This window comes from Streptosporangium brasiliense, from assembly GCF_030811595.1.
GTDB classification, from domain to species: domain Bacteria; phylum Actinomycetota; class Actinomycetes; order Streptosporangiales; family Streptosporangiaceae; genus Streptosporangium; species Streptosporangium brasiliense.
The window spans coordinates 6,817,435-6,835,916 of record NZ_JAUSRB010000002.1 but is presented as its reverse complement, the minus strand read 5'-3'; the positions used below and the strand labels follow the sequence as shown (position 1 = coordinate 6,835,916).

The following is an 18,482-nucleotide window of genomic DNA, read 5'->3' as shown; positions in this document are numbered from 1 at the left end:
TGATCGGCGGCGCGCCGTGCCGGTCCCAATTCAGGTCACCCGAACAGGATGACCGGCACAGACGTTACGGTTGACGTCCGGTTCGGGGCACGGTGGAAAGAGGCGTGGTGCTAGTGGAAAACGGTCAGCCTTCCGAGGTGCGGCAGCTGCGCTACACCCCCGGCGCAGGGTCGAGGTTCGGCGTCGAGGTGCTCAGCTTCGCCCGGCTGCGGCGGATGGACCCCGCCCGGCTGCGGACCCGCCCACAGCGTCCGGACTTCCACGTCCTGGCACTGGTCCGGTCAGGGACGGGCGGGCACAGCGCCGACTTCGTCGAGCACCGGCTGCGACCGCGCGACGTGGTGTGGATCCGCCCCGGCACCGTGCACCGCTGGAACGACGTGGAACGGGTGGACGGGCCGCTGGTGCTGTTCGAACCGGGCTTCCTGCCCACCGACCCGCTGGCCACTGCCTCGGCAACGTCGGGCCCGATGTCCTCAGGACCTGCACTCGGCTGGAGCGGTGCGAACTGGCAGCTGGACGAACGGTCCTGGCCGGCGGCCGTCCGCGCGGGGCAGCACCTGGCGCACGAGCACCGGCTGGCCGTGACAGCTCCCCGACCGACGTCTGCAGCCGTGCTCACCCACCTGCTGTCGGTGCTCGTCCTGCATGTGCGACCCGACCAACCCGACACGCTCGGTGCGCCCGACACAGTGGACCAGGAGACCTTCGCCCGCTACCGGATCGCGGTCGAGGAGCGGTTCGCCACCCAGCACCAGGTCGCCGACTACGCCCGCGCGCTCGGCTACGACCGGCGCACCCTGACCCGCGCCACCCGGGCCGCCACCGGGCTGGGCGCCAAACAGTTCCTCGACCAGCGCATCATCCTGGAGGCCAAACGCCTGCTCGCACACACCGACCTGCCCGCGGCCCGCTGCGCGCAGCGGGTCGGCTTCACCGACGCGGCCAACTTCACCGCCTTCTTCCAGCGCCAGACCGGTCTCTCACCCAGCCGCTGGCGCGCCGAGCGCAGCGGCCGCTGAACCTGGGCGCGAACTCTCGGGAAGCTGGGTGAGGTGCGGTTTCGATCTCGTGGCTGAGGCGGCCATTCGGACCGTCGAGTGATCGGCCGCCCGGCGGCCCGAACGGTCGGACCCACGCTCCGCCCTGCTGCTCCTGACCGACGACGCCGCGTGGGTCCTCGCGGACCCTACGTGCCGCGCTCGAACGCGACCAGATCGGCACACCTGCCGGCTGACCTGACGTCGGTCGGGTGAACCGCGTCCCGTGCACTGGTTCTCCGGAGGTGGCGCCCAGCCGTGTCAGGTGCCGCGGCAAGCGGTTGCCGCGGTTCCCGGCCCATGACGCGTGGCCGCACTCCGCGGTGAGGCACCAGCACACTGCTGCGGTATCGGTGGCCGAAGCGTCCAAGGCGCCACTCAACAGGGCGTCTTGGCGATCTCGATGCGATCGCTGTCATGGTCGGAGAGGAATGCCGCCAGTTCCTGGCCCTGCTCGGCCACGGAGGTGTGTTCGGCTCGGGAGAAGCGGCGCAGCGGGGTGACGGTCACGGTGCCGGCCTTGACGCTCCAGGTCGCGGCCCCCCGGCCGTCAACCAGGACCACGCGGGCGCCGGTGACCGACAGGCCGCGGTGGGCGTCGTCGATGAGCCGGCTGCGGTCGTGGTAGCCGAGGATCGCGTTGTCGAACGCCGGCAGGAACCTTACTGGAGCGGGGGTGCCGGGGTCGGGGCGCGGGGCGTCGGGAAGGTCCAGTAGTTCCCGGCCTCGCTCGTCGCGGAAGGACACGAGCTCCTCGCGTACCGCCGCGACCGCGGCCGGCAGCCCGGCGAGGCCGCACCAGGCGCGCAGATCGGCTGAGGAGGCGGGGCCGAAGGCGGCCAGGTAGCGGCGCACCAGCGCTGCGCCGACCGGGTCGGTGCCGTCCGGGGCCGGTGGGTCGATCTCGCGTCCCAGCCAGGACGAGAGCAGGACGTTGCGCACTCCGGCCTTCGTGCGCCACAGTCCGCGCGGTGGCCGCTGGGCCATCGGGACGAGGGCGGAGACAAGCATCTCGCCCAAGGCCCGCGGTGCCGGGGTCGGCCAGCGGTCGGCGAGGGCGCGGGTGAGTTCGGCCATCGAGTGGCAAAGGCCGTCGGCCATGACCGCCCGGCCCGCGGCGGCGAGTTCGTCGAGGTCCACCCCGTCGAGCTCACGGCGGTAGGTTCCGAGCACCCGCTGGCGCAGCATGGTGTCGTGGCGGACGCGCCAGGCCAGGGCGTCGTCAGCGGCGACCAGGTGGACGGTGCGGCGCATCAGGTGCGTTCGGACGACCTCACGGTCTGCCAGCGCCTCGTCCAGTTTCTCGGGCCTGAAGGCGTGCAGCCTGGACCACAGGCCGATGAAAGGCTCCTGAGGTTCTTGCGCCTGCATGCCGCACAGGTGGGCCACAGCGTCACGGACCAGTGTGTCCGTGCGCTCGAGCAGGTACTGGCGGGCGAGGGTCGCGCGGTTGAGAGCGCGTACGTTGAGGACGGTCATGGGTGCTCAGGCCGCGGCGCGCTCGTCAACAGGACGGCGGCGCAGGACAGGCCGAGTGACGGAGGGCGGCGTGTAGGAGACGTCCAGGGGGCTGATGTCGGTGCCGGGCGGGACGATCGCGTCGATCCGGTCCAGGACGCCGTCGTCGAGTGTGAGAGTTGCACCCGTGATCAGGTCGTCCAGTTGCTCCATGGTGCGCGGGCCGATGATCGCGGATGTGACGTCCGGATGGCTGGTGGCAAAGGCCATGGCCAGGTGGGTGAGGGACATTCTGGCTTCGTCGGCGACAGGCAGGAGCTGTTCGACGGCGTCAAGCTTGCCCTCGTCGGTGAGGTGCTTGGGGACCCACCGCATGCGGGCGTTGTTCTGCGGCGCGGTGCCCTTGCGATAGCGGCCGGTGAGCAGGCCCATGGCCAGCGGGCTCCACACAAGGACGCCCATGCCGTAGCGGCGGCAGGTCGGCAGGATCTCCCGCTCGATGCCGCGGTTGAGGATGGAGTAGGTGGGCTGCTCGGTGCGCAGCCGGTGCAACGCGCGCTGCTGGGACACCCACTGGGCCTCGACGATCTGTGAGGCCGGCAGGTTGGAGGAGCCGATCGTGCGGACCTTCCCGGCGCGTACCAGGTCGGTGAATGCGGAGAGAGTCTCCTCAATGTCCGTGTGCGGGTCGGGGTGGTGGATCTGGTAGAGGTCGATGTAGTCGGTCTGCAACCGTCGCAGTGAACCCTCGACCGCGGCCATGATCCAGCGGCGTGAGCTGCCGCCGCGGTTGGGGCCCTCGCCCATTGGGCCGTTGAACTTGGTGGCCAGCACCACCTCGTCGCGGCGCCCCTTGAGGGCCTTGCCGACGATCTCCTCGGTCTCGCTGCAGCCGTACACGTCGGCGGTGTCGACGAAGTTGATGCCTGCGTCCATCGCCCGGTGAATCATGCGCACGCAGTCGTCGTGGTCGGGATTGCCCATCTTGCCGAACATCATGGTGCCCAGGCAGTAGGCGCTGACCTCGATGCCGGTACGTCCCAGCTGTCGCATTCGCACGGTGACCCGTTTCCTTCCGGTTCGCTACCCTTGGGCCGCCGCAGGGACGCGGCGGCCCAGGCCGATCTTCTGTTCCTGGCCGGGCTGGATCAGCCGTTATACGGAGCGGTGACGTCCAGGACCCAGGTCACGCCGAAGCGGTCGGTGAGCATGCCGTACAGCGACGCCCACTGCGCCGCCTCCAGGGGCCGCACCACTGTCGAGCCCTCCGCCAGCTTCTGCCACAGGGCGCTGATCTCGTCGGTGTCATCGCCACGCACGGAGACGAAGAACGGGTTCTCACCCTGGTTCCAGGGCAGCTGGGAGGGCACGTCGTAGGCCATGACGTGGAAACCGTTGTCGCCGACCACCTCGCCCCACATCACCCAGTCCGCCTCGTTCTCGTTCTGCACATTGCCGGCGTCCTTGTACGTGACGGTGACGGCGCGTCCGCCGAAGACGGACTGGTAGAAGTCCAGCGCATCACGCGCGGCGCCCCGGAAGTTCAGGTGGGTGGTGGTAGTGACGGACATGGCCGGCTCCTTGCCTTCGGTTTGACGGGGGTGCGCAGCTGCAACGACAGGGCCCACGGGCGCGGCGACCCATGGCCAGGGGCAATGCCTCCTCAGCGGCTCTGGTATCCACCATTCCGCAGGTAGCGGACAGGTTGTGTCCTGTACTGCGGAGCAGAATGATGAGCATGCAAAAAACGTCCTCGCGCTGCTCTCACTGCTTCAGACGCGCCGTCGACCGCATACGCCCCCGCACACCCACCGGTCCGCGCTTCACCCCGCGCGAGTTCCCCGGAGGCGACGTATCCGCCTTCATCGTCGGCCGATTCCGAGGCACCGACGGCACCACCACCGACTGGCCCTGCCACGGCGAAGTCGTCCTCAATCTCCCCGCTACGGCCGTAGCCCCCTTCGTCCAGGACGGAATCGTTGAAGAACTCGGCCCCGACCGCTGTCGGCTCACCCTCGGCTCCTGGTCATGGACCGACCTGGCCGCCGCAATCGGCCGCTTCGACACCGACATCGAAGTCATCGGCCCGCCGCAGCTGACCACCGCGTTCGCATGCCTCGCCGCACGCTACGCCAACGCCGCAGGCATCACCCACCCGACGCAGGCGCCAGACACCGACACCTCGCGCTGACACACAATGGCGCCACCTGCGACGCCCAGTACCCCTTCAGCGTGGGCGCCTTCGGGGCCAGCCCGTACCGGGCCAGTCCGGTCATCCGCGCGGCCGGGACCCGCCTGACGTCGACGTGCCCGTACGCCGTCTGCGAGCGCGCCCCGTACTCGGTGAAGTGCTCGTCGTCGATCGAGCTGCTCGGCGACGCACCGCACCACGAAGGCCGGGACCGCCGTGGGGTCCTCGCTCAGGAGCGTGCCGAGCATCCGCACCATCCCCACTGCACCGCCCACCTTATCTTGAGCTTGAACATCGATCATGGCTGTGAGCTGCGATGATCTGAAGTGGACAGTGTCGTCGACGGAACCTGGCGGCCTCGCCGTCAGCACGGGCCGATAAGGGATGCCGGTGGCCTCGGTGATCAGGTGGTGTTTGCTGCCGGCCCGTCCTCGATCGGCTGGCGCGGTCGGTGGCCGACGCCCACGACATCACGAAAGAACTGACCGCTCGCGCGGTGAAGCTCAACTTGGGCGGGTCGATCCATGATCCGACCGATCCGATGGGCAAGTTGTTGTCCACCGTGTTGGCGATGGTCGCGGAGTTCGAGGCGGACCTGGCGCGGATGCGGACCCGCGAGGGCATGAAGATCGCCAAGGCCAAAGGACGGCTGCGCGGCAAGAAGCCGAAGTTGAACGCGCGGCAGGAAGCGCATTTGGTGGCGCTGCACAAGGCAGGCGAGCACACCAGCGCCGAGCCGGCCAAGCTGTTTGGAGTGGCCCGCTCGACGGTGTATCGGGCAGACGAGCGGGCGGCGGGGAACAAGGCTCCATCAGGGGGGCTGACCGGGGCGGTCAGCCGGCCGGCGGATCGCCGCTACGAGCGCGCTTCGATCCGCTCCATATAGTCCCGAATGATGGAGACGTACTCGCGGCGAAGCGGTTCCTCCTCGAGATAGCCCATGTGGGCGGCGCCGGACTGCGTGACATGCTCGGAATCCGGGATGCGGCCGGCGATATCCGCGAGATGCGAGGGAACGCATTCGTCGAACTCTCCGCCGAGGACCAGCGTAGGAACTCGAATCCGTTCAAGCCTGTCGAAGATGTCCCAATCCTTGAGGGCTCCCGTCACGTGGCAGTCCGCCTGACCGATCATCGTCCGGAACGTGATCAAGCTCATGAGATCCGGGTCGAGGCTCACCGAAGAGGTGCGCACGACACACGCGCATGTACTCGCCCTGGGCGACCCAGTAATCCGGATCATCCGTCTCTCCTCGCAGCTCACGGCCGTAGGTGCGGTCCAGGACATCGCCCGGTAGCTTCGCCAGTAGATCTCGTACCTCTTCTTCGAACCGGGGGACGCTGGCCAGTCCGTTGGCGCAGATCAGACTCGTCCATTCGGGCGCGCGCTCGGCGGCGTACTGCAGCCCGAGCATGGCTCCCCAGGAGTGGCCGTGGACGTGAGGTCGTTCCAGGCTGAGACCTCCGATGACCGCGCCGAGTTCGTCGAGGAAGCGATCCACCGTCAGCAGCGAGGCGTCGTCGATCCGATCCGAACGCCCCACCCCGAGCTGGTCGTACCAGATGACTTCGCGTTCCAGGGCGAGCGGTTCAAACGCCTTGAACAACAAGGTCGCTCGGATAGCCCGGCCCGCCGTGAACAAGCAGAAGCGGCACGCCGCCGCTGCCCATTCTGCCGTGTGTGCCATGCGGCGGGCGGTGTCAGAGCGGCTCGCCCAGCGGGCCGTACTCGGCTTCGAGCGCGACCGCCCAGTGCGCGGCGAAGTCGGGCTGCGTGCCGTCCGCGTCGGTGAAGCTGCCCCGGATCGTCGGTGGCATGCCCCAGAAGGAAGCGGCACCGGATAACCAGCCGTCGGCGTGGCCGGCGGTCATCGCCGGTGCCGCCGCAGGAGGCACCGGACCGGTGAACCTGCCTCCTGGGACGACCCCGCCCCCGTGGCCGAGGCCCGATGGCCGACCACTGGGAACCTCTGGGACGATCACCGCGTGACCGAGCCGTGTCCTGGGTCATCTTGGACGACGGAACCGTCGACATCTGCAGGCTTGTAGTGCACCCACGCGCGCGCACCGACGAGGACTAGCCTCCACCCTGCTCGACGCGCTCCACACCCAAAACCCCACACACCGGACCGTGGTAACCCTACGTCCAAGAAGTCCCTGCCGCTCGACGGCCCACGCCAGCCGTATTCCGGTGGCACCCCTTGTCGGGTCTGCCCCTTGGCGGTGGGCAGACCCAGACAACGGTCGAGGGTCAGGAAGTCTGACCGGTCGGCATGATCGTGACCTGCTGGAGGTTCACCCGCGGCGGCAGCGCGGCGAGGAAGCCGATGGTCTCGGCGACGTCCTGCGGCGTGAGCCACTCGATGCTCTCCTTGGCGCCGGCCAGCCATGCCAGGGCGCCCTCATCGGTGACGTGACTCTGTAGCTCGGTGCCGACGATGCCCGGCTCGATCGCCGCCACGCGGACCTTCTTCGGGCCCAGCTCCACGCGCAGGTGACGGGAGAGATGAGTGACGTACGCCTTCGTGGCCGTGTAGACCGCGAAGTTCGGGAAGATGTTCTGCGCCGCGATCGACGAGGTGTTGATCAGGTCGCCGACACCGCGCTCTCCGGCCGCCTTGACCAGCTGCGGGATGAAGGCGCCGACGACGTTCATCAGGCCGGTGATGTTCAGGTCGATCTGGTGCTGCCACTGGTCGGTGGCCAGCTCCTCGATCGGGGCGGGCAGCATGACACCGGCGTTGTTGAAGACCAGGTCGGCGCCGCCCAGCTCGGCCGCGACCCGGTCGGCCGCGCCCTGGACGGCCGCCTTGTCGGTCACGTCCGCGGCGATCGCCGTAGCGCCGCCGCCGTTCTTCTCGATCCGGGCCGCCAGCTCCTGGAGCCGCTCGGCCCGCCGAGCCAGCAAGACGACGTGCGCGCCGAGCTCGGCCAGCTTCTCGGCGGACGCCTCGCCGATGCCGCTGGAGGCGCCGGTGACGACCGCGACGCGGCCCTGAAGCGGCTTGACGGTGGTCTGTGTGGACATGGTGTGTACCTTTCGAACGAAATCTTTTCCGAGGGGCCGGGCTTCCCGGCGCACCTCCAGCACACCGGGTCCGTGTCCCCTTCGGAGCGCCATAGCTGGCCTTGCTCAGGCAGGTACTGGCAGGGCCACTTTCGCGAAGGACAGGTCGGGTCGGCTCGTTCACACTGGACTCATGGACCGCAGTAAGGAGATCGCCGACTTCCTCCGCTCTCGACGTGCTGCGATCACCCCCGAACAGACAGGGCTCGACTTGGACGGACGGGTGCGTCGCGTGCCCGGACTGCGCAGGGACGAAGTGGCACGTCTCGCCGGAGTGAGCACCGAGTACTACACGCGCCTGGAGCAAGGACGGGTCGGCACTCCGTCGGCCGAGGTCGTGGAAGCCCTCTGCCGTACCCTCCGGCTGGATGCGTCGGAGCGCGAGCACCTCACCGATCTGCTGCTGCGCAATCCCCGCACGGCCCGGCGTGCGCCCGCCAGGCCCCAGCGGGTGCGTCCCGGCCTGTACCTGATGCTGGACACCCTCAGCCATGTGCCGGCGTTCATCCTCGGCCGCCGCACCGACGTACTGGCGGCCAACCAGCTCGCCAAGGCCGTCCTCACCGACTTCGACGCCCTGCCGGCGACCCGGCGCAACCTGGCCCGCTACTACCTCCTGGATCCGCAGGCCCGGGAGCGGGTGGGCGACTGGGAGAAGATCGCCGCGGAGACGGTGGCCATGCTGCGCCTCGAAGCCGGTCGCTACCCCAACGACCGCCAGTTGGCCGACCTCGTCGGAGAGCTCACGCTGCTGTCGCCTGAGTTCTCGGGATGGTGGAACGATCACCGGGTGCTGCGCCGCACTCACGGTGCCAAGCACTACTTCCATCCGGTCGTGGGCGAGATGCATTTCTCCTACGAGTCCTTCCAGGTCCCCGGCGACGCGGAGCAGACGCTGTGCGTCTACAACGTTGAACCCGGCTCCGACAGCGCCAAGGCCCTGCAGTTGCTGAGCAGCTGGACAGCGCCGGAGATCGCCGCAGCCGACGCCCCGCCCGTGCCCTGAGAGCCGTGTCACAATCGGGCTCGTGCGGCACGGCGCTCGGCATGAGGTCATGTCCGATCCTCGCGTTGTAGGCGCATGACGAAGGCGGCCGTCCGATCGGGGGCCGCCTTCCTCGTATCCGGGAGCAGGTGCGAGAGCGAGGGGGGTGCCGTCGTCCCATCCACCGCCGACACAGGACTGGATGACCTTTCACCCGGTCGCCGCGGTCATCGTTGCCTACACCCGCTACGCCGCCCACGCCGGCGTCCTCCGGTGCTACGGCCTCCGGCGAGTCTTGGCTGGATGCTATAGCCGACAAGATTTCTCTCGAGATCTCCTGCTTCCCGTTCCGGTCAGCCTGGGCCCATCGCTGCGGCCAGGGGTCGTGGTCATATCCGGCCGAAATTCCCGCTAAGCGATGAGGCGCTGGTCAGCGGGGCTCATCCCTGATAGTCCAGCCGTGTTTGGCGATGAGCTTGGACAGCGCGTTGCGCAGTTGGTTGACGCGTTCATGTGTGTCGGGGCCCTGGATGCCGATGGTGAGGGCTGAGTCGGTGGCGTAGTAGGTGGTGCGGCACCCCTCGGCGGCGACCCGGGCCGCAGCGTGGATCCGGCCCCGGAGCCGGATGAGCTTGCGCTGGTCGGTTTCGCGGTCCAGGCCGTCGATAGTGAGGTAGCACAGGAAGGGGCCCGGAACGGTGAGTGGTCCGTCGGGTAGCCCGGTCTCGAGCGCTTCACGGATTTTCGCTCGGTCGGAGCTGCGCATCGGGCGGCGGCCGAGCCAGTTGGGCCAGCCGTCCTGGCGTTGAGGAACGGTGTAGTCGGGAGCTGCAGCCTCGGCCCCGGCTGGGGAGGAGGCGGCGGACTGGTGGTCAGCATTGTCCATGGCGTGGCGTTGTCAGATGTCGTGTTCGATCACCGCGCGCGGTGGCGGGATGCGTTCGGCGGCGATGCTCCGGTCGATTTTGGTGTGGGGACATGACGGGCCGTGCGCGGTGAACGCCGCTCCCGTCTCGGCGCTCATGATCGGGAAGAACTGCTTGGCTTCCGGGGACTGTCCTGAGGTGACCCAGGCGTACGCGGGGCCGTCGCGCAGGGCGCGGTGGATCAGGCGGCGGCCGAGCCCTTGGCGTTGCCATTTCTGGTCGATGGAGATCTTGTTGATGCTGCCGCAGCGGCAGGCGTCGCAGACCTGCCAGACGAGGCGGGCGATGTCGTAATCGCCGGGATCGTAGACGTAGATCTCGCGCAGGCCGGCCGGAAGTGCGGGCGGGTGGTAGACGAAGCGCGACGGGGCGTGCGGCGTGGTGATGCGGTTCCACCACCAGCGCAGGCGGGACACCCGCTGGACGCGAATCGGGCTTCGGTCACGAGGCATGCGATCACCCTGCAGGCGGTGTGAGGTCGTGGTCAGTGTCGTCGGCGGCCGGGGTCGTGCTCGGCCAGTGCGGCGGCGACGGCTTCGGTGCTGGGCTGGACGTAGATGCCGAGGGTACGCAGGTTCCGGTGGCCGGACAGGATCATGAGCATGGAAGCCGACCAGCCGTCCTCGCCCAGGTGGGTCAGCCGGGAGTGGCGCAGTTGGTGGAGGGTGTAGCCGGCGCCGGCCGGGTCCAGGCTGATGGTGGCCTGCTTGAACAGGTACTCGGCGCGCTCATACGTTCAGTCGTCGTCTTGCTGATCCCTCTTTCGGGCCTCGTTCTTGCCGGCGGCCAATTGAGCCCGGCGATCGAAGTCGCCCTGGGAGCTGTCGATGTAGGGGGATCTTGGCGGCCGCGGATTGGATGCGGGCGCCGGCTTCCCTGTCCATCGATGCGTGCTTGCTCATGCTTCCAGGGGACTGCGACGACGCGGACGCCGTACCTAGCCGCGAGCGGGTCCGCATACGGGCTGACGATCACCATGGCCAGCGAGGCTGGCAGCGTCCGCAGCCCGGCGGCCAGGATCAAAGTGCCTTGGACGTGGACGAAGAACTGGGAGAGAAGAACGACGACCCCATCAGCCGTCCGGCAGCTCGGCGGGCTGGGGCGAGCTGCCGGCGATCCACTCGGAGGAACCGGGCCGCAGCCTTCCGCGGCCCCCGGCAAGGCGGTGTCCACCTCGTAGAGGGACAGGCTGGTGGAGAGCGGCCAGGAAGGCGGCCAGGGCCGCGGTACGTCAGTCACCAACTCAACTAAAGAGACATCTGTACATGTCTAACGGCAGATGTGGCGGCCTTCTCCTGCACGTCAGGGTGAGGGCATGTCATTGATCAACATCACTCCCACGTCGGTTCACCACAATGCCTGGTTCCCCGGGCGTTTCCTCGGAGGTGGCGCCCTGGTGCTCGGGCCGCTCCTGTGGTTCGCCGGGTTGACGCTGCGCCACCTGGCGACAAGCACGGCGGAGTTCACGCCGGAGCAGCGGGCGTCCTTCGCCACGCAGCCGTTCGCCGCGCCGGAGCAGTTGGCCGCCTACGCCGTTAACCCGGGGCTGGCTACGGCTGGGTACGCCCTTTACACGGCGGGCGCCATCGTGCTGTGCCTGGCGATTGTCGTGCTGGCCCGGGTGGCTGCCGCGCGCTCCCCCTGGGCGGCCCGGCTGGGTGGCGCGCTGGTGGTCGTGGGGTTGTTCTCGCGCCTGTACTGGGCGGGAGTGGACGAGACGGCCCTGCGGCTCATCGGGACGCTGGGGCTGGAGCGGACGACCGAGATCGTGATGGACTTGTACGTGGACATCTCCTACGGGCCCTGGCGGGTTCCGGTCTCGGCGGCCTTCGGTCTCTACCTCGGGACGCTGCTCCTCGGCCTGGCCGCCTTCCGCGCGGGCACGTTCGGCACCGGGCGGCTGGTGCTGTTCGTGTTCTCGGGATGGCTGTGGACCGGCGTGCTGAAGAGAAGCGAGCTGATCGACGGCGTCCTGTCGGGTGCTGCGCTGTGCCTGGTGCTCGTGCCGCTCGGGATCAAGGTGCTGCGCGATGCCGTACCGCAGCTGCGCGCGCAGGCGCAGCCGGCCGGGGACCGGGTGCCGTTGCGGGTGCTCAGCTGGTGACAGGCCGCTCCGGGCACCGCTCGGCGGCCTCTACGCTGTGGTGGGTGAGGGATGTGCGGGCCGGGCTCTTGTCGTGGGCGTTGCCCGCGGCCGCCTTCTGCGGGGCCTTCGTGCCGGCGGCGTTGCCCGGCGCGCAGGCGTACGGGTACGCGGCCACGCTGGCCGGACTGCCCGCGCACCTGCCGGTTGCCTACGTTGCGGCCGCCGTGGTGGGGTTGCTCGCCGTGTGGGCGGCGGCCAGGGCGGCGCTCGGCAGGCCGTGGCTGCTCCTGGTGCTCGCGCCGGTCGACGCTGTGCTCCGCACGCCGGGGCTGCTGCTGGCGGTGGCCTCGTACGTGGCCGCGACCGCCCTGCGGCGCCCGGTCCCGCTGGCGCTGTATGCGGTGCCGGCCAGTCTGGTCGCGGTCATCCCGCAGCCCGGTGCCGGGTTGGTCAGCGCGCTTGGTGGCGCGCCCCTGTTCGTCTGGCTCCCGCTGGTGCTCGGGCTGTGGGCGGGCGCCCGCCGCGAAGTGGTCGCGGGGCTGCGCGAGCGTGCCCGGCGGCTGGAGCGCGAGCAGGCGGCGCGAAGCGAGCAGGCGCGCGCGCTGGAGCGCGCCCGGATCGCGCGCGAGATGCACGACGTGGTGACCCATCGGGTCTCGCTCATGGTCCTGCGGGCGGGAGCGCTGGAGATCAACGCCACCGACGAGAAGACCGCGGCGGAGGCGGAGCTGATCCGCGTGACGGGCAAGGACGCGCTCACCGAGCTCAGAGCGGTGCTGGGAGTTCTCAGTGAGGAGGACGGGGAGTACCATCCGCGGCCGACACTGGCCGATCTCGACGGGCTCTTGGAGCAGTCCCGCTCGGCCGGCGTCCCGGTGGAACGGCACGAGGAGGGCGATCCTGGCGCGCTGCCGGTCATGGTCCAGCACACCGCCTACCGCGTCGTCCAGGAGGCCCTCACCAACATCCACAAACACGCGGGCCGGGCCGCGACCCAGGTCGTCCTGCGTCACCTGCCCGCCGCGCTGCAGGTCGACGTGCGCAACGCCGCCCCGCCCGAACCGGCCCTGGACCTGCCCGGTGGCGGGGCCGGGCTGCTGGGGCTGCGCGAGCGCGTGGAGCTGCTGGGCGGACGCTTCACGGCCGCAGCGGAGCCGGACGGCGGATTCCTGGTCAGCGTCAGGCTACCGACATGATCAAAGTGCTCATCGCGGACGACGAGGCGCTGGTGCGCACCGGCCTGCGCGCGATCCTGGAGGCCGCCGGCGACATCGAGGTGATCGCCGAGGCGCGCAACGGGGCCGAGGCGGTGGCCGAGGCCGCCCGCCACCAGCCGCACGTCGTCCTCATGGACGTGCGGATGCCGGTCATGGATGGCGTGACGGCGCTCAGGGAGATCAACTGCTCGCCTCAGCCGCCCAAGACGGTCATGCTGACCACCTTCGATCGCGACGAGTACGTCTACAGCGCCCTGCGGGCCAGGGCAGCGGGCTTCTTGCTGAAGGACACCCCGCCCCGTGACCTGATCGCCGCCGTGCGCGCGGTGGCTCAAGGCAACGCCACGCTCTCACCAACGGTGACCAAGCGCATGCTCGACGCCTTCGCCAGGCAGGAGATCCCCGACTCGGCCGCCGCCAGGAAGCGCCTGGCCCGGCTCACCGAGCGCGAACGCCAGATCGCGCGGGCGGTGGCTCGAGGGCTGTCCAACGCCGAGATCGCCCGCGAGCTGGGCATGACCGAGACCACAGTCAAGGCGCACGTCAGCCGCTCACTGGCCAAGCTGGGCCTGGCCAACCGGGTGCAGATCGCGCTGCTCGTCCGCGACACAGGCGGGAACGACCTACCCTGATCACGACTACTGGCGCCCCACACCGTCCGGACCTCGCCGCAGGGTTGGACGTGTTAGGGGTGCCGTTAAGAAACGCGTCACCAGCCCCAAATGGGCGAGAAGGCACAGGTCGGCGGCTTGCATCTGAGAGTCATGACAGCCCCGGTGAGCCGATGCCTCTACGGAGGAAACCTTGTCTGACCTGCGGAGACGTTACGGTTTGGGGCTGGTGACGCGTTTCTTAACGGCACCCCAACTTGCTCCGTCGAAGGCGGCTTCAGCGGACGGGGGGCCGGGACCGGCCGTATCGGCCCTCTGCTCCCGAACGTGTCCCCAGCCGCCAGATAGGTCTGACGGCACCATTGGATTCGCGTAATGGGGGTGCCGCCGGAATACGGCAGAAACGGGCCGCGTCCGGCTGGCCCGACAGAAACACAAGCCCTGCCGGGTCACTGTGGGCGTATCGTCCCCAATCACCGGAGCGGCGGCATCGCTACCCGTCGTCCCGCCGCCGGTGGGAGAGGCACGCCACCGCGCCGAGGACGGGGGCGGCGGCGACCGCTGCCGGGTCGTCGCCGCCGCGCAGCCGTTCGAGGGCCGCAACCGCCTGGTCGCGGCCGACGTCACCGGCGAGCAGCCCGACCGCGATCCGGTACCGCACCCCCCGATCGCCCTCAACGGCGAGCCGCGCCAGCAGCGCCCCGGCCGAAGCGCCCAGCGCGGCCCGCGCCCGAACCCGGAGATCGCCGTCCTGAAGCGCGTCGTCGAACACCCCGGCGAACATCCCCGGCGCCCGCAGCCGGGCGAGCGCTTCGAGGGCGACCATCCGGACGGGCGTTCGAGCCGACTCGGGTGGATCGTCATGATCCCGATCATCGAACTCGCCCGGATCCCGCACGAGAGGTGCCACGACCGCCGCGTCGCCGGAGTCCCCGTGCGCCGCGAACCACCGCAGCGCCTCGGCCCGCATACCCGGATCGGCCGCCGACAGATTCGCAAGCATCTCCGCCCTCACGCGTCCATGATCCCTCCAATGACGGAAATCGGGGTCCCGGTGCAAGCCCTCTGACCGCCGCGAGGCTTCTCTACTGCCTGCGGCGATGTGCTCGCACGGCCCGTTTCTGCCGTATTCCGACGGCACCCCTAGGGAGTGTTCTGAGTTGAGATCACGGTGTTCGCCCTGCGGGTGAACACCGCGGCTGGTAGCACCGTTGATATGGCACGTGGTGATGTAACCGATGCGGAATGGGCGCTGATCGAGCCGTGGCTGCCGTTGGGTGGGCGGGGGCCGGTCCCCGACCTTCGGCGGCAACTGAACGGGGTGATCCACCACTTCCGGACGGGCAGCCCATGGCGGGACGTTCCGGCCGAGTATGGGTCGCGGTCGACGGTCTATGACCGGTTCCGGGCGTGGGCGCTGTCGGGCGTCATGCAGAACTTGCAGGAACGGATGATCGCGGAGGCGGCTGCTCGCGGTCAGGTCGATCTCAGTTTGGTCAGCGTGGACTCCACCAGCCAGCGAGCCCACCAGCACGCCGCAGGGATGGCAGTGGATCCCGAACTCCTGCGGGCGCTCGAAAAAGCGGCTGAGGAGGAAAAAGGGGTGCGAGCGAGGGACAACCTGTAGGCGACGGTGGGGGCCGCCAGCGGCGTGCTCGGGCGGGCCAGGCCGACGTGAGCGTGAGGGGCCAATGGACCCGGAGCATCCTGCGGGACCCATGTCGTGTGCAGGGGTTGTTTGCTCGAGCGGTGGTGAAGTCAGGAAGTTTCGTAGCCGACCCAGTTGATGTGCCAGCCGAGCCGCTCGGCATCGGCGAGCGTCGGGAATACGTTGTCGCGCCATTTGAGGTGAACGCTGAAGCCGGTGGCGGTGGCGTTGTAGATGCCACCTGCACGAAGGTCATGCTCGCCGTAAAAGTCACCCCCGAGGGCGATGAGGTAAACGGGGGTGTTGGTGAACCCGGCTGCGGAGGTATCGACGGTGATGTCGTACGTGTTCCCTCCTGTCGGCCTCCAGCCATACCTAGGGGTGCTCCGCCCTGAGGCCACTCCGCCGTTGACCTTGCGGGCGTACAGGGTGCCCGGGTCGTTGGAGCCGAGTGCGCTCCAGATTTTCATTCCGCCTGGGAGGAACCTGATGTCTCCGTCGGCGTCGTTAGGTCCGCTCACGTAATCGGTTCTTACGCCACCGGCGTACAGGGTGCCCGAGTCGTTGGAGCCGGGTGTGCGCCAGACCTTCACCCCGCCCGGGGGGAAGGTGATGTCTCCGTCGCCGCTGTTGAGCCCCTTCACGTACTCGGTGGCGACGCCGCTGACGGTGGCCTCGCCGGCCGTCAACGTCCCCTTCACGCCGGAGTCGTTGGAGATCTCCGCCCCTGTGCCGGTGATGGTGAGGCCCCAGTTGGTCGCGGTCCCCTGGACCCGGGGGGTCTTGATCCCGGTGGTGGCGGTGAGGGTTTCCAGGACGGGATTGCGCACTTGAACGGTCGTGGTGAGGAAGTGCTGCTGCTTGTTGGGGTCGGTGGCGATGAGGATGTAGGTCGTAGCCCGGTTCGGGGCGTCGGGCGGTGACCAGCTGTCCCCGGAGACGGGGATGGGCTGCGGCGCGCCCGGGTACATGATCTCGTAGCGGAAGCCGGTAGACCCCTGCCAGCTCAGCGTGAGCTTGTCACCGGGGTTCATCATGGCCTTGTCCGGATGGAAGCTGTGCGGCGCCGGGAGCTCCTTTGGCGCGGTCTTCACCAGCGCCACCGCCGCGAAGCTGGGGCTCAGGCGCCCGGTCTTGGTTCTGCCGGCCTTCTCGGTCACCTTCAGCACGGCCAGCCCGGCGGTGGAGGCGACAGTGACGTTCTCCAGCCTCAGCACCATGTGGTCGCCGGGGACGAAGGAGGCTCTGCCGCCGGGGGCGGTGGCCTGGAAGGCGTTGGAGCCCTGCCGCTGGATGTTCACCGACGACCGGGTGCCCGACCGCGGGCCGTACTCGCCCTTGGGCTTGATCTTGTTGAAGTCCGGGGTGAGGTCGCCGGCGCCGTTGCCGACGGGCACCCCCACCTCGATCGTGGACCAGTACGCCGCCTGCTGCCCGGTGTTGGTGACGACCAGGTACACCGTTCCCGTGGACGGCCGCCCGGCCGCTGACGCCTCCAGGGGCGCCGGGTCGGTGAGGACGGTGTAGGTCAGCAGGGTCATGGTCACGACTCCTTGTCTTGGAGGACGGCTTCTTGGAGGACGGCGCAGGCCGATAACCCGCCCGCGGCAAGAGGACCGGGCCGGGCAGGACGGGCGGTGACCTAGGTGGCGCATCCGGAACCCGCCGGTGACGCACCGCAGAAGATCACCTCTGGATCCAATCGCCCAGCGTTGGAGCGTGACAAGCCCACTCAAGGCGGCCATAACAGGGCGGTCCGGCAATATCATCAGCGTCTTGACAAGCATTGGGACCATGCGAGCGGGTGCTGCCCGACAACCGGGTGCCCGACTCCGAGCGGGTCTGGCTGCCGGTGGAGACCGAGGGCGCGATGTCGGCCGCGGAGGGCATCCCCCGCCGGATCGACGACGGCGACCCGGACGGGTCGACACTCGCCGACTCGCTCTACGTCCGATACTGCGTGCAGGACGCCCTCTCCCGGGTGGTCCCACGCGCGGTCGAACTGCTCGGCAACCTCGACTCCACGGCCTCCGACGAGGTCGGCCACCTCGCCACCTGCGCCAACGGGCTGGCCCTGCAGCCGCCGGCACGGTTCCGGATGACCGGTCCGTTGGCGGCGCACCTGGTCGACGGGCCGCTCACCGTCGCCTGATCCTGGTTGTCCTCGCCCCGAACCACGACCCGCCGTCCTGCTCCCGGAGCAAGGGCTGGCAGGCCCCGGCACGCTCCGACCGCCCGGCCCAGAGGAAGGCTGGAGACTGCCGGTAAGTCGCCCGAGCCGACGAGGTGGCTCCCGAACTCACCGACACGGCATTGCGACCGAGGCGATCAAGGGAGCCAGTCAGCAACATTCGGCTCCGTTTCTCATCGACATAGCCAGACGGAGATGGCGAGTTTCCGGAGTTTTCAGAGTCTCTTACGCACGCGCGTGGGACCAGCTACGGGACTGACAACGCCGCATGCGCCGCGTAGCGTCAAGGCATGGCCACCGACGACCAGAAGGACCCGCCGATCTGCGACACCTGTTTGGGCGCCGCCGGCGAATGGGTCGATCGCAACGGCAGCAGCAACAAGCAAAGCGTGTGGGTGCCCTGCACCGCGTGCAGCGGGACCGGGCGGAGATGACCGACCCGATCACCTGCCCCGAGTGCGAGGGCAGCAAGGGCCAACGCCTGGGCCGACTATTTCTGGCCTGCCGCTTCTGCGGCGGCCTGGGCTGGGTCGGCGGCCACAACGAGCCCGCCGAACGCGGCGAGGCCGAGCCGCCGGAGCGTCCGGCGGCCTGGGAGCACCGCATCTGGTCCGACCCGGCGGTGGCCGCCGCGCTGGGCTGCCGCTACTGCCTGGATTCAGGGACGGTGGCGCACCTGGACGAGGCGGCGCGCACCCTGGTCACCGCGCCGTGCCGGTGCCGACTGTAGGTTCCGCTGCAGGTCCCCCAGGAGATGCGGAGGCCTCGTCCGGGTGCTACCGGAATACGGCAGATTCGGGCCGCCAAGTCTCTGACCTGCGATGACGCAAGTCCCAGCGCAGACCGTCCAGAACCGTACACGTTCTCGGACGACGGGCTCAACTGCGCGATTGTCGTCCGAAATACCTACGTCCACGAAGTCTCCGCCGCTCAGACAGCCCACGCCAGCCGTATTCGGCCCTCCGCTCCCGAACGTGTCCCCAGCCGCCATCTGGGCCGGTGACCCGGCAGAACAGCGGTTCTGTCCGGTCAGTGCCCGGGCGCGGCCCGTTTCTGCCATATT

22 protein-coding genes are annotated in these 18,482 nt (G+C 69.2%); 11 read left to right on the top strand and 11 right to left on the bottom strand.

Features of this window, described 5'->3' with window-relative positions:
- Window positions 1-104 precede the first annotated feature (104 nt).
- The gene (locus J2S55_RS39945; RefSeq protein WP_306871978.1) at window positions 105-1,022 is read left to right on the top strand and encodes a helix-turn-helix domain-containing protein; all 918 of its coding nucleotides are present in this window, start codon (window positions 105-107) and stop codon (window positions 1,020-1,022) included.
- Window positions 1,023-1,418: 396 nt separating this feature from the next.
- On the opposite strand, the gene J2S55_RS39940 is transcribed toward J2S55_RS39945, so the two are convergent.
- The 3 genes from J2S55_RS39940 to J2S55_RS39930 all read right to left on the bottom strand — a co-directional run bounded on the left by J2S55_RS39940 (window position 1,419) and on the right by J2S55_RS39930 (window position 4,069).
- Window positions 1,419-2,519: a winged helix DNA-binding domain-containing protein gene (locus tag J2S55_RS39940; RefSeq protein ID WP_306871976.1), complete on the bottom strand. Its 1,101-nt coding sequence runs from the start codon at window positions 2,517-2,519 to the stop codon at window positions 1,419-1,421.
- Window positions 2,520-2,525: 6 nt separating this feature from the next.
- Window positions 2,526-3,551 carry an aldo/keto reductase gene (locus J2S55_RS39935; RefSeq protein ID WP_306875785.1) on the bottom strand — a complete coding sequence of 342 codons (1,026 nt, stop codon included), beginning with the start codon at window positions 3,549-3,551 and terminating at the stop codon, window positions 2,526-2,528.
- A gap of 95 nt (window positions 3,552-3,646) precedes the next feature.
- Window positions 3,647-4,069 (bottom strand): VOC family protein, encoded by a 423-nt coding sequence (locus J2S55_RS39930; RefSeq protein WP_306871974.1) that lies wholly within the window; start codon window positions 4,067-4,069, stop codon window positions 3,647-3,649.
- Window positions 4,070-4,227: 158 nt separating this feature from the next.
- Between J2S55_RS39930 and J2S55_RS39925 the strand changes: the two genes are divergently transcribed.
- Together J2S55_RS39925 and J2S55_RS39920 are read left to right on the top strand one after the other, a co-directional pair.
- Window positions 4,228-4,689: a helix-turn-helix transcriptional regulator gene (locus J2S55_RS39925; protein ID WP_306871972.1), complete on the top strand. Its 462-nt coding sequence runs from the start codon at window positions 4,228-4,230 to the stop codon at window positions 4,687-4,689.
- Window positions 4,690-5,128: 439 nt separating this feature from the next.
- A complete protein-coding gene (locus J2S55_RS39920) occupies window positions 5,129-5,575 on the top strand; it encodes a recombinase family protein (RefSeq protein WP_306875783.1) in 447 nt (148 codons plus the stop codon).
- On the opposite strand, the gene J2S55_RS39915 is transcribed toward J2S55_RS39920, so the two are convergent.
- The 3 genes from J2S55_RS39915 to J2S55_RS39905 all read right to left on the bottom strand — a co-directional run bounded on the left by J2S55_RS39915 (window position 5,545) and on the right by J2S55_RS39905 (window position 7,716).
- Window positions 5,545-5,799, bottom strand: a complete 255-nt coding sequence (locus tag J2S55_RS39915; protein ID WP_306871970.1) for an alpha/beta hydrolase family protein — start codon at window positions 5,797-5,799, stop codon at window positions 5,545-5,547. The two genes, J2S55_RS39920 and J2S55_RS39915, sit on opposite strands and share 31 nt — an antisense overlap.
- The gene (locus J2S55_RS39910) at window positions 5,756-6,298 is read right to left on the bottom strand and encodes an alpha/beta fold hydrolase (RefSeq protein WP_306871968.1); all 543 of its coding nucleotides are present in this window, start codon (window positions 6,296-6,298) and stop codon (window positions 5,756-5,758) included. The genes J2S55_RS39915 and J2S55_RS39910 overlap by 44 nt, the downstream gene beginning before the upstream one ends.
- Window positions 6,299-6,939: 641 nt before the next feature.
- Window positions 6,940-7,716, bottom strand: a complete 777-nt coding sequence (locus tag J2S55_RS39905; protein WP_306871965.1) for an SDR family oxidoreductase — start codon at window positions 7,714-7,716, stop codon at window positions 6,940-6,942.
- Between the two features lie 172 nt (window positions 7,717-7,888).
- On the opposite strand from J2S55_RS39905, the gene J2S55_RS39900 reads away from it, so the two are divergent.
- On the top strand, window positions 7,889-8,761 hold the full coding sequence (locus J2S55_RS39900; protein ID WP_306871962.1) for a helix-turn-helix transcriptional regulator: 873 nt from the start codon (window positions 7,889-7,891) through the stop codon (window positions 8,759-8,761).
- 409 nt (window positions 8,762-9,170) lie between these two features.
- Here J2S55_RS39900 and J2S55_RS39895 read toward each other — a convergent pair whose 3' ends face one another.
- From J2S55_RS39895 to J2S55_RS39885, 3 genes are all read right to left on the bottom strand, one after another.
- Window positions 9,171-9,626, bottom strand: coding sequence for a hypothetical protein (locus J2S55_RS39895; RefSeq protein ID WP_306871960.1), 456 nt, complete (start codon window positions 9,624-9,626; stop codon window positions 9,171-9,173).
- A 12-nt stretch (window positions 9,627-9,638) separates the two neighbouring features.
- Entirely contained in the window at window positions 9,639-10,082 is a 444-nt protein-coding gene (locus J2S55_RS39890; protein ID WP_306871957.1) for a GNAT family protein, read from the bottom strand.
- Between the two features lie 68 nt (window positions 10,083-10,150).
- Window positions 10,151-10,357: a tyrosine-type recombinase/integrase gene (locus J2S55_RS39885; protein ID WP_306875779.1), complete on the bottom strand. Its 207-nt coding sequence runs from the start codon at window positions 10,355-10,357 to the stop codon at window positions 10,151-10,153.
- Between the two features lie 624 nt (window positions 10,358-10,981).
- On the opposite strand from J2S55_RS39885, the gene J2S55_RS39880 reads away from it, so the two are divergent.
- From J2S55_RS39880 to J2S55_RS39870, 3 genes are read left to right on the top strand one after another with little or no spacing between them, the layout of a single operon-like run.
- Window positions 10,982-11,770 (top strand): hypothetical protein, encoded by a 789-nt coding sequence (locus J2S55_RS39880; protein ID WP_306871954.1) that lies wholly within the window; start codon window positions 10,982-10,984, stop codon window positions 11,768-11,770.
- 44 nt (window positions 11,771-11,814) lie between these two features.
- Window positions 11,815-12,948: a sensor histidine kinase gene (locus J2S55_RS39875; RefSeq protein WP_306871952.1), complete on the top strand. Its 1,134-nt coding sequence runs from the start codon at window positions 11,815-11,817 to the stop codon at window positions 12,946-12,948.
- Window positions 12,945-13,601, top strand: a complete 657-nt coding sequence (locus J2S55_RS39870) for a response regulator (RefSeq protein ID WP_306871950.1) — start codon at window positions 12,945-12,947, stop codon at window positions 13,599-13,601. Before J2S55_RS39875 ends, J2S55_RS39870 begins: the two co-directional genes overlap by 4 nt.
- A 472-nt stretch (window positions 13,602-14,073) precedes the next feature.
- On the opposite strand, the gene J2S55_RS39865 is transcribed toward J2S55_RS39870, so the two are convergent.
- Entirely contained in the window at window positions 14,074-14,583 is a 510-nt protein-coding gene (locus J2S55_RS39865; RefSeq protein WP_306871949.1) for a hypothetical protein, read from the bottom strand.
- Window positions 14,584-14,751: 168 nt separating this feature from the next.
- Here J2S55_RS39865 and J2S55_RS39860 point away from each other — a divergent pair, with 168 nt between their 5' ends.
- Entirely contained in the window at window positions 14,752-15,207 is a 456-nt protein-coding gene (locus tag J2S55_RS39860; protein WP_306871947.1) for a transposase, read from the top strand.
- Between the two features lie 131 nt (window positions 15,208-15,338).
- Here J2S55_RS39860 and J2S55_RS39855 read toward each other — a convergent pair whose 3' ends face one another.
- Window positions 15,339-16,769 carry a hypothetical protein gene (locus J2S55_RS39855; protein WP_306871943.1) on the bottom strand — a complete coding sequence of 477 codons (1,431 nt, stop codon included), beginning with the start codon at window positions 16,767-16,769 and terminating at the stop codon, window positions 15,339-15,341.
- 263 nt (window positions 16,770-17,032) lie between these two features.
- Between J2S55_RS39855 and J2S55_RS39850 the strand changes: the two genes are divergently transcribed.
- The 3 genes from J2S55_RS39850 (at window position 17,033) to J2S55_RS39840 (ending at window position 18,149) form a co-directional block, all read left to right on the top strand.
- Window positions 17,033-17,380: a hypothetical protein gene (locus J2S55_RS39850; RefSeq protein ID WP_306871940.1), complete on the top strand. Its 348-nt coding sequence runs from the start codon at window positions 17,033-17,035 to the stop codon at window positions 17,378-17,380.
- 329 nt (window positions 17,381-17,709) lie between these two features.
- Window positions 17,710-17,853 carry a hypothetical protein gene (locus J2S55_RS39845; RefSeq protein ID WP_306871938.1) on the top strand — a complete coding sequence of 48 codons (144 nt, stop codon included), beginning with the start codon at window positions 17,710-17,712 and terminating at the stop codon, window positions 17,851-17,853.
- On the top strand, window positions 17,850-18,149 hold the full coding sequence (locus J2S55_RS39840) for a hypothetical protein (protein ID WP_306871935.1): 300 nt from the start codon (window positions 17,850-17,852) through the stop codon (window positions 18,147-18,149). Before J2S55_RS39845 ends, J2S55_RS39840 begins: the two co-directional genes overlap by 4 nt.
- Window positions 18,150-18,482: the final 333 nt, after the last annotated feature.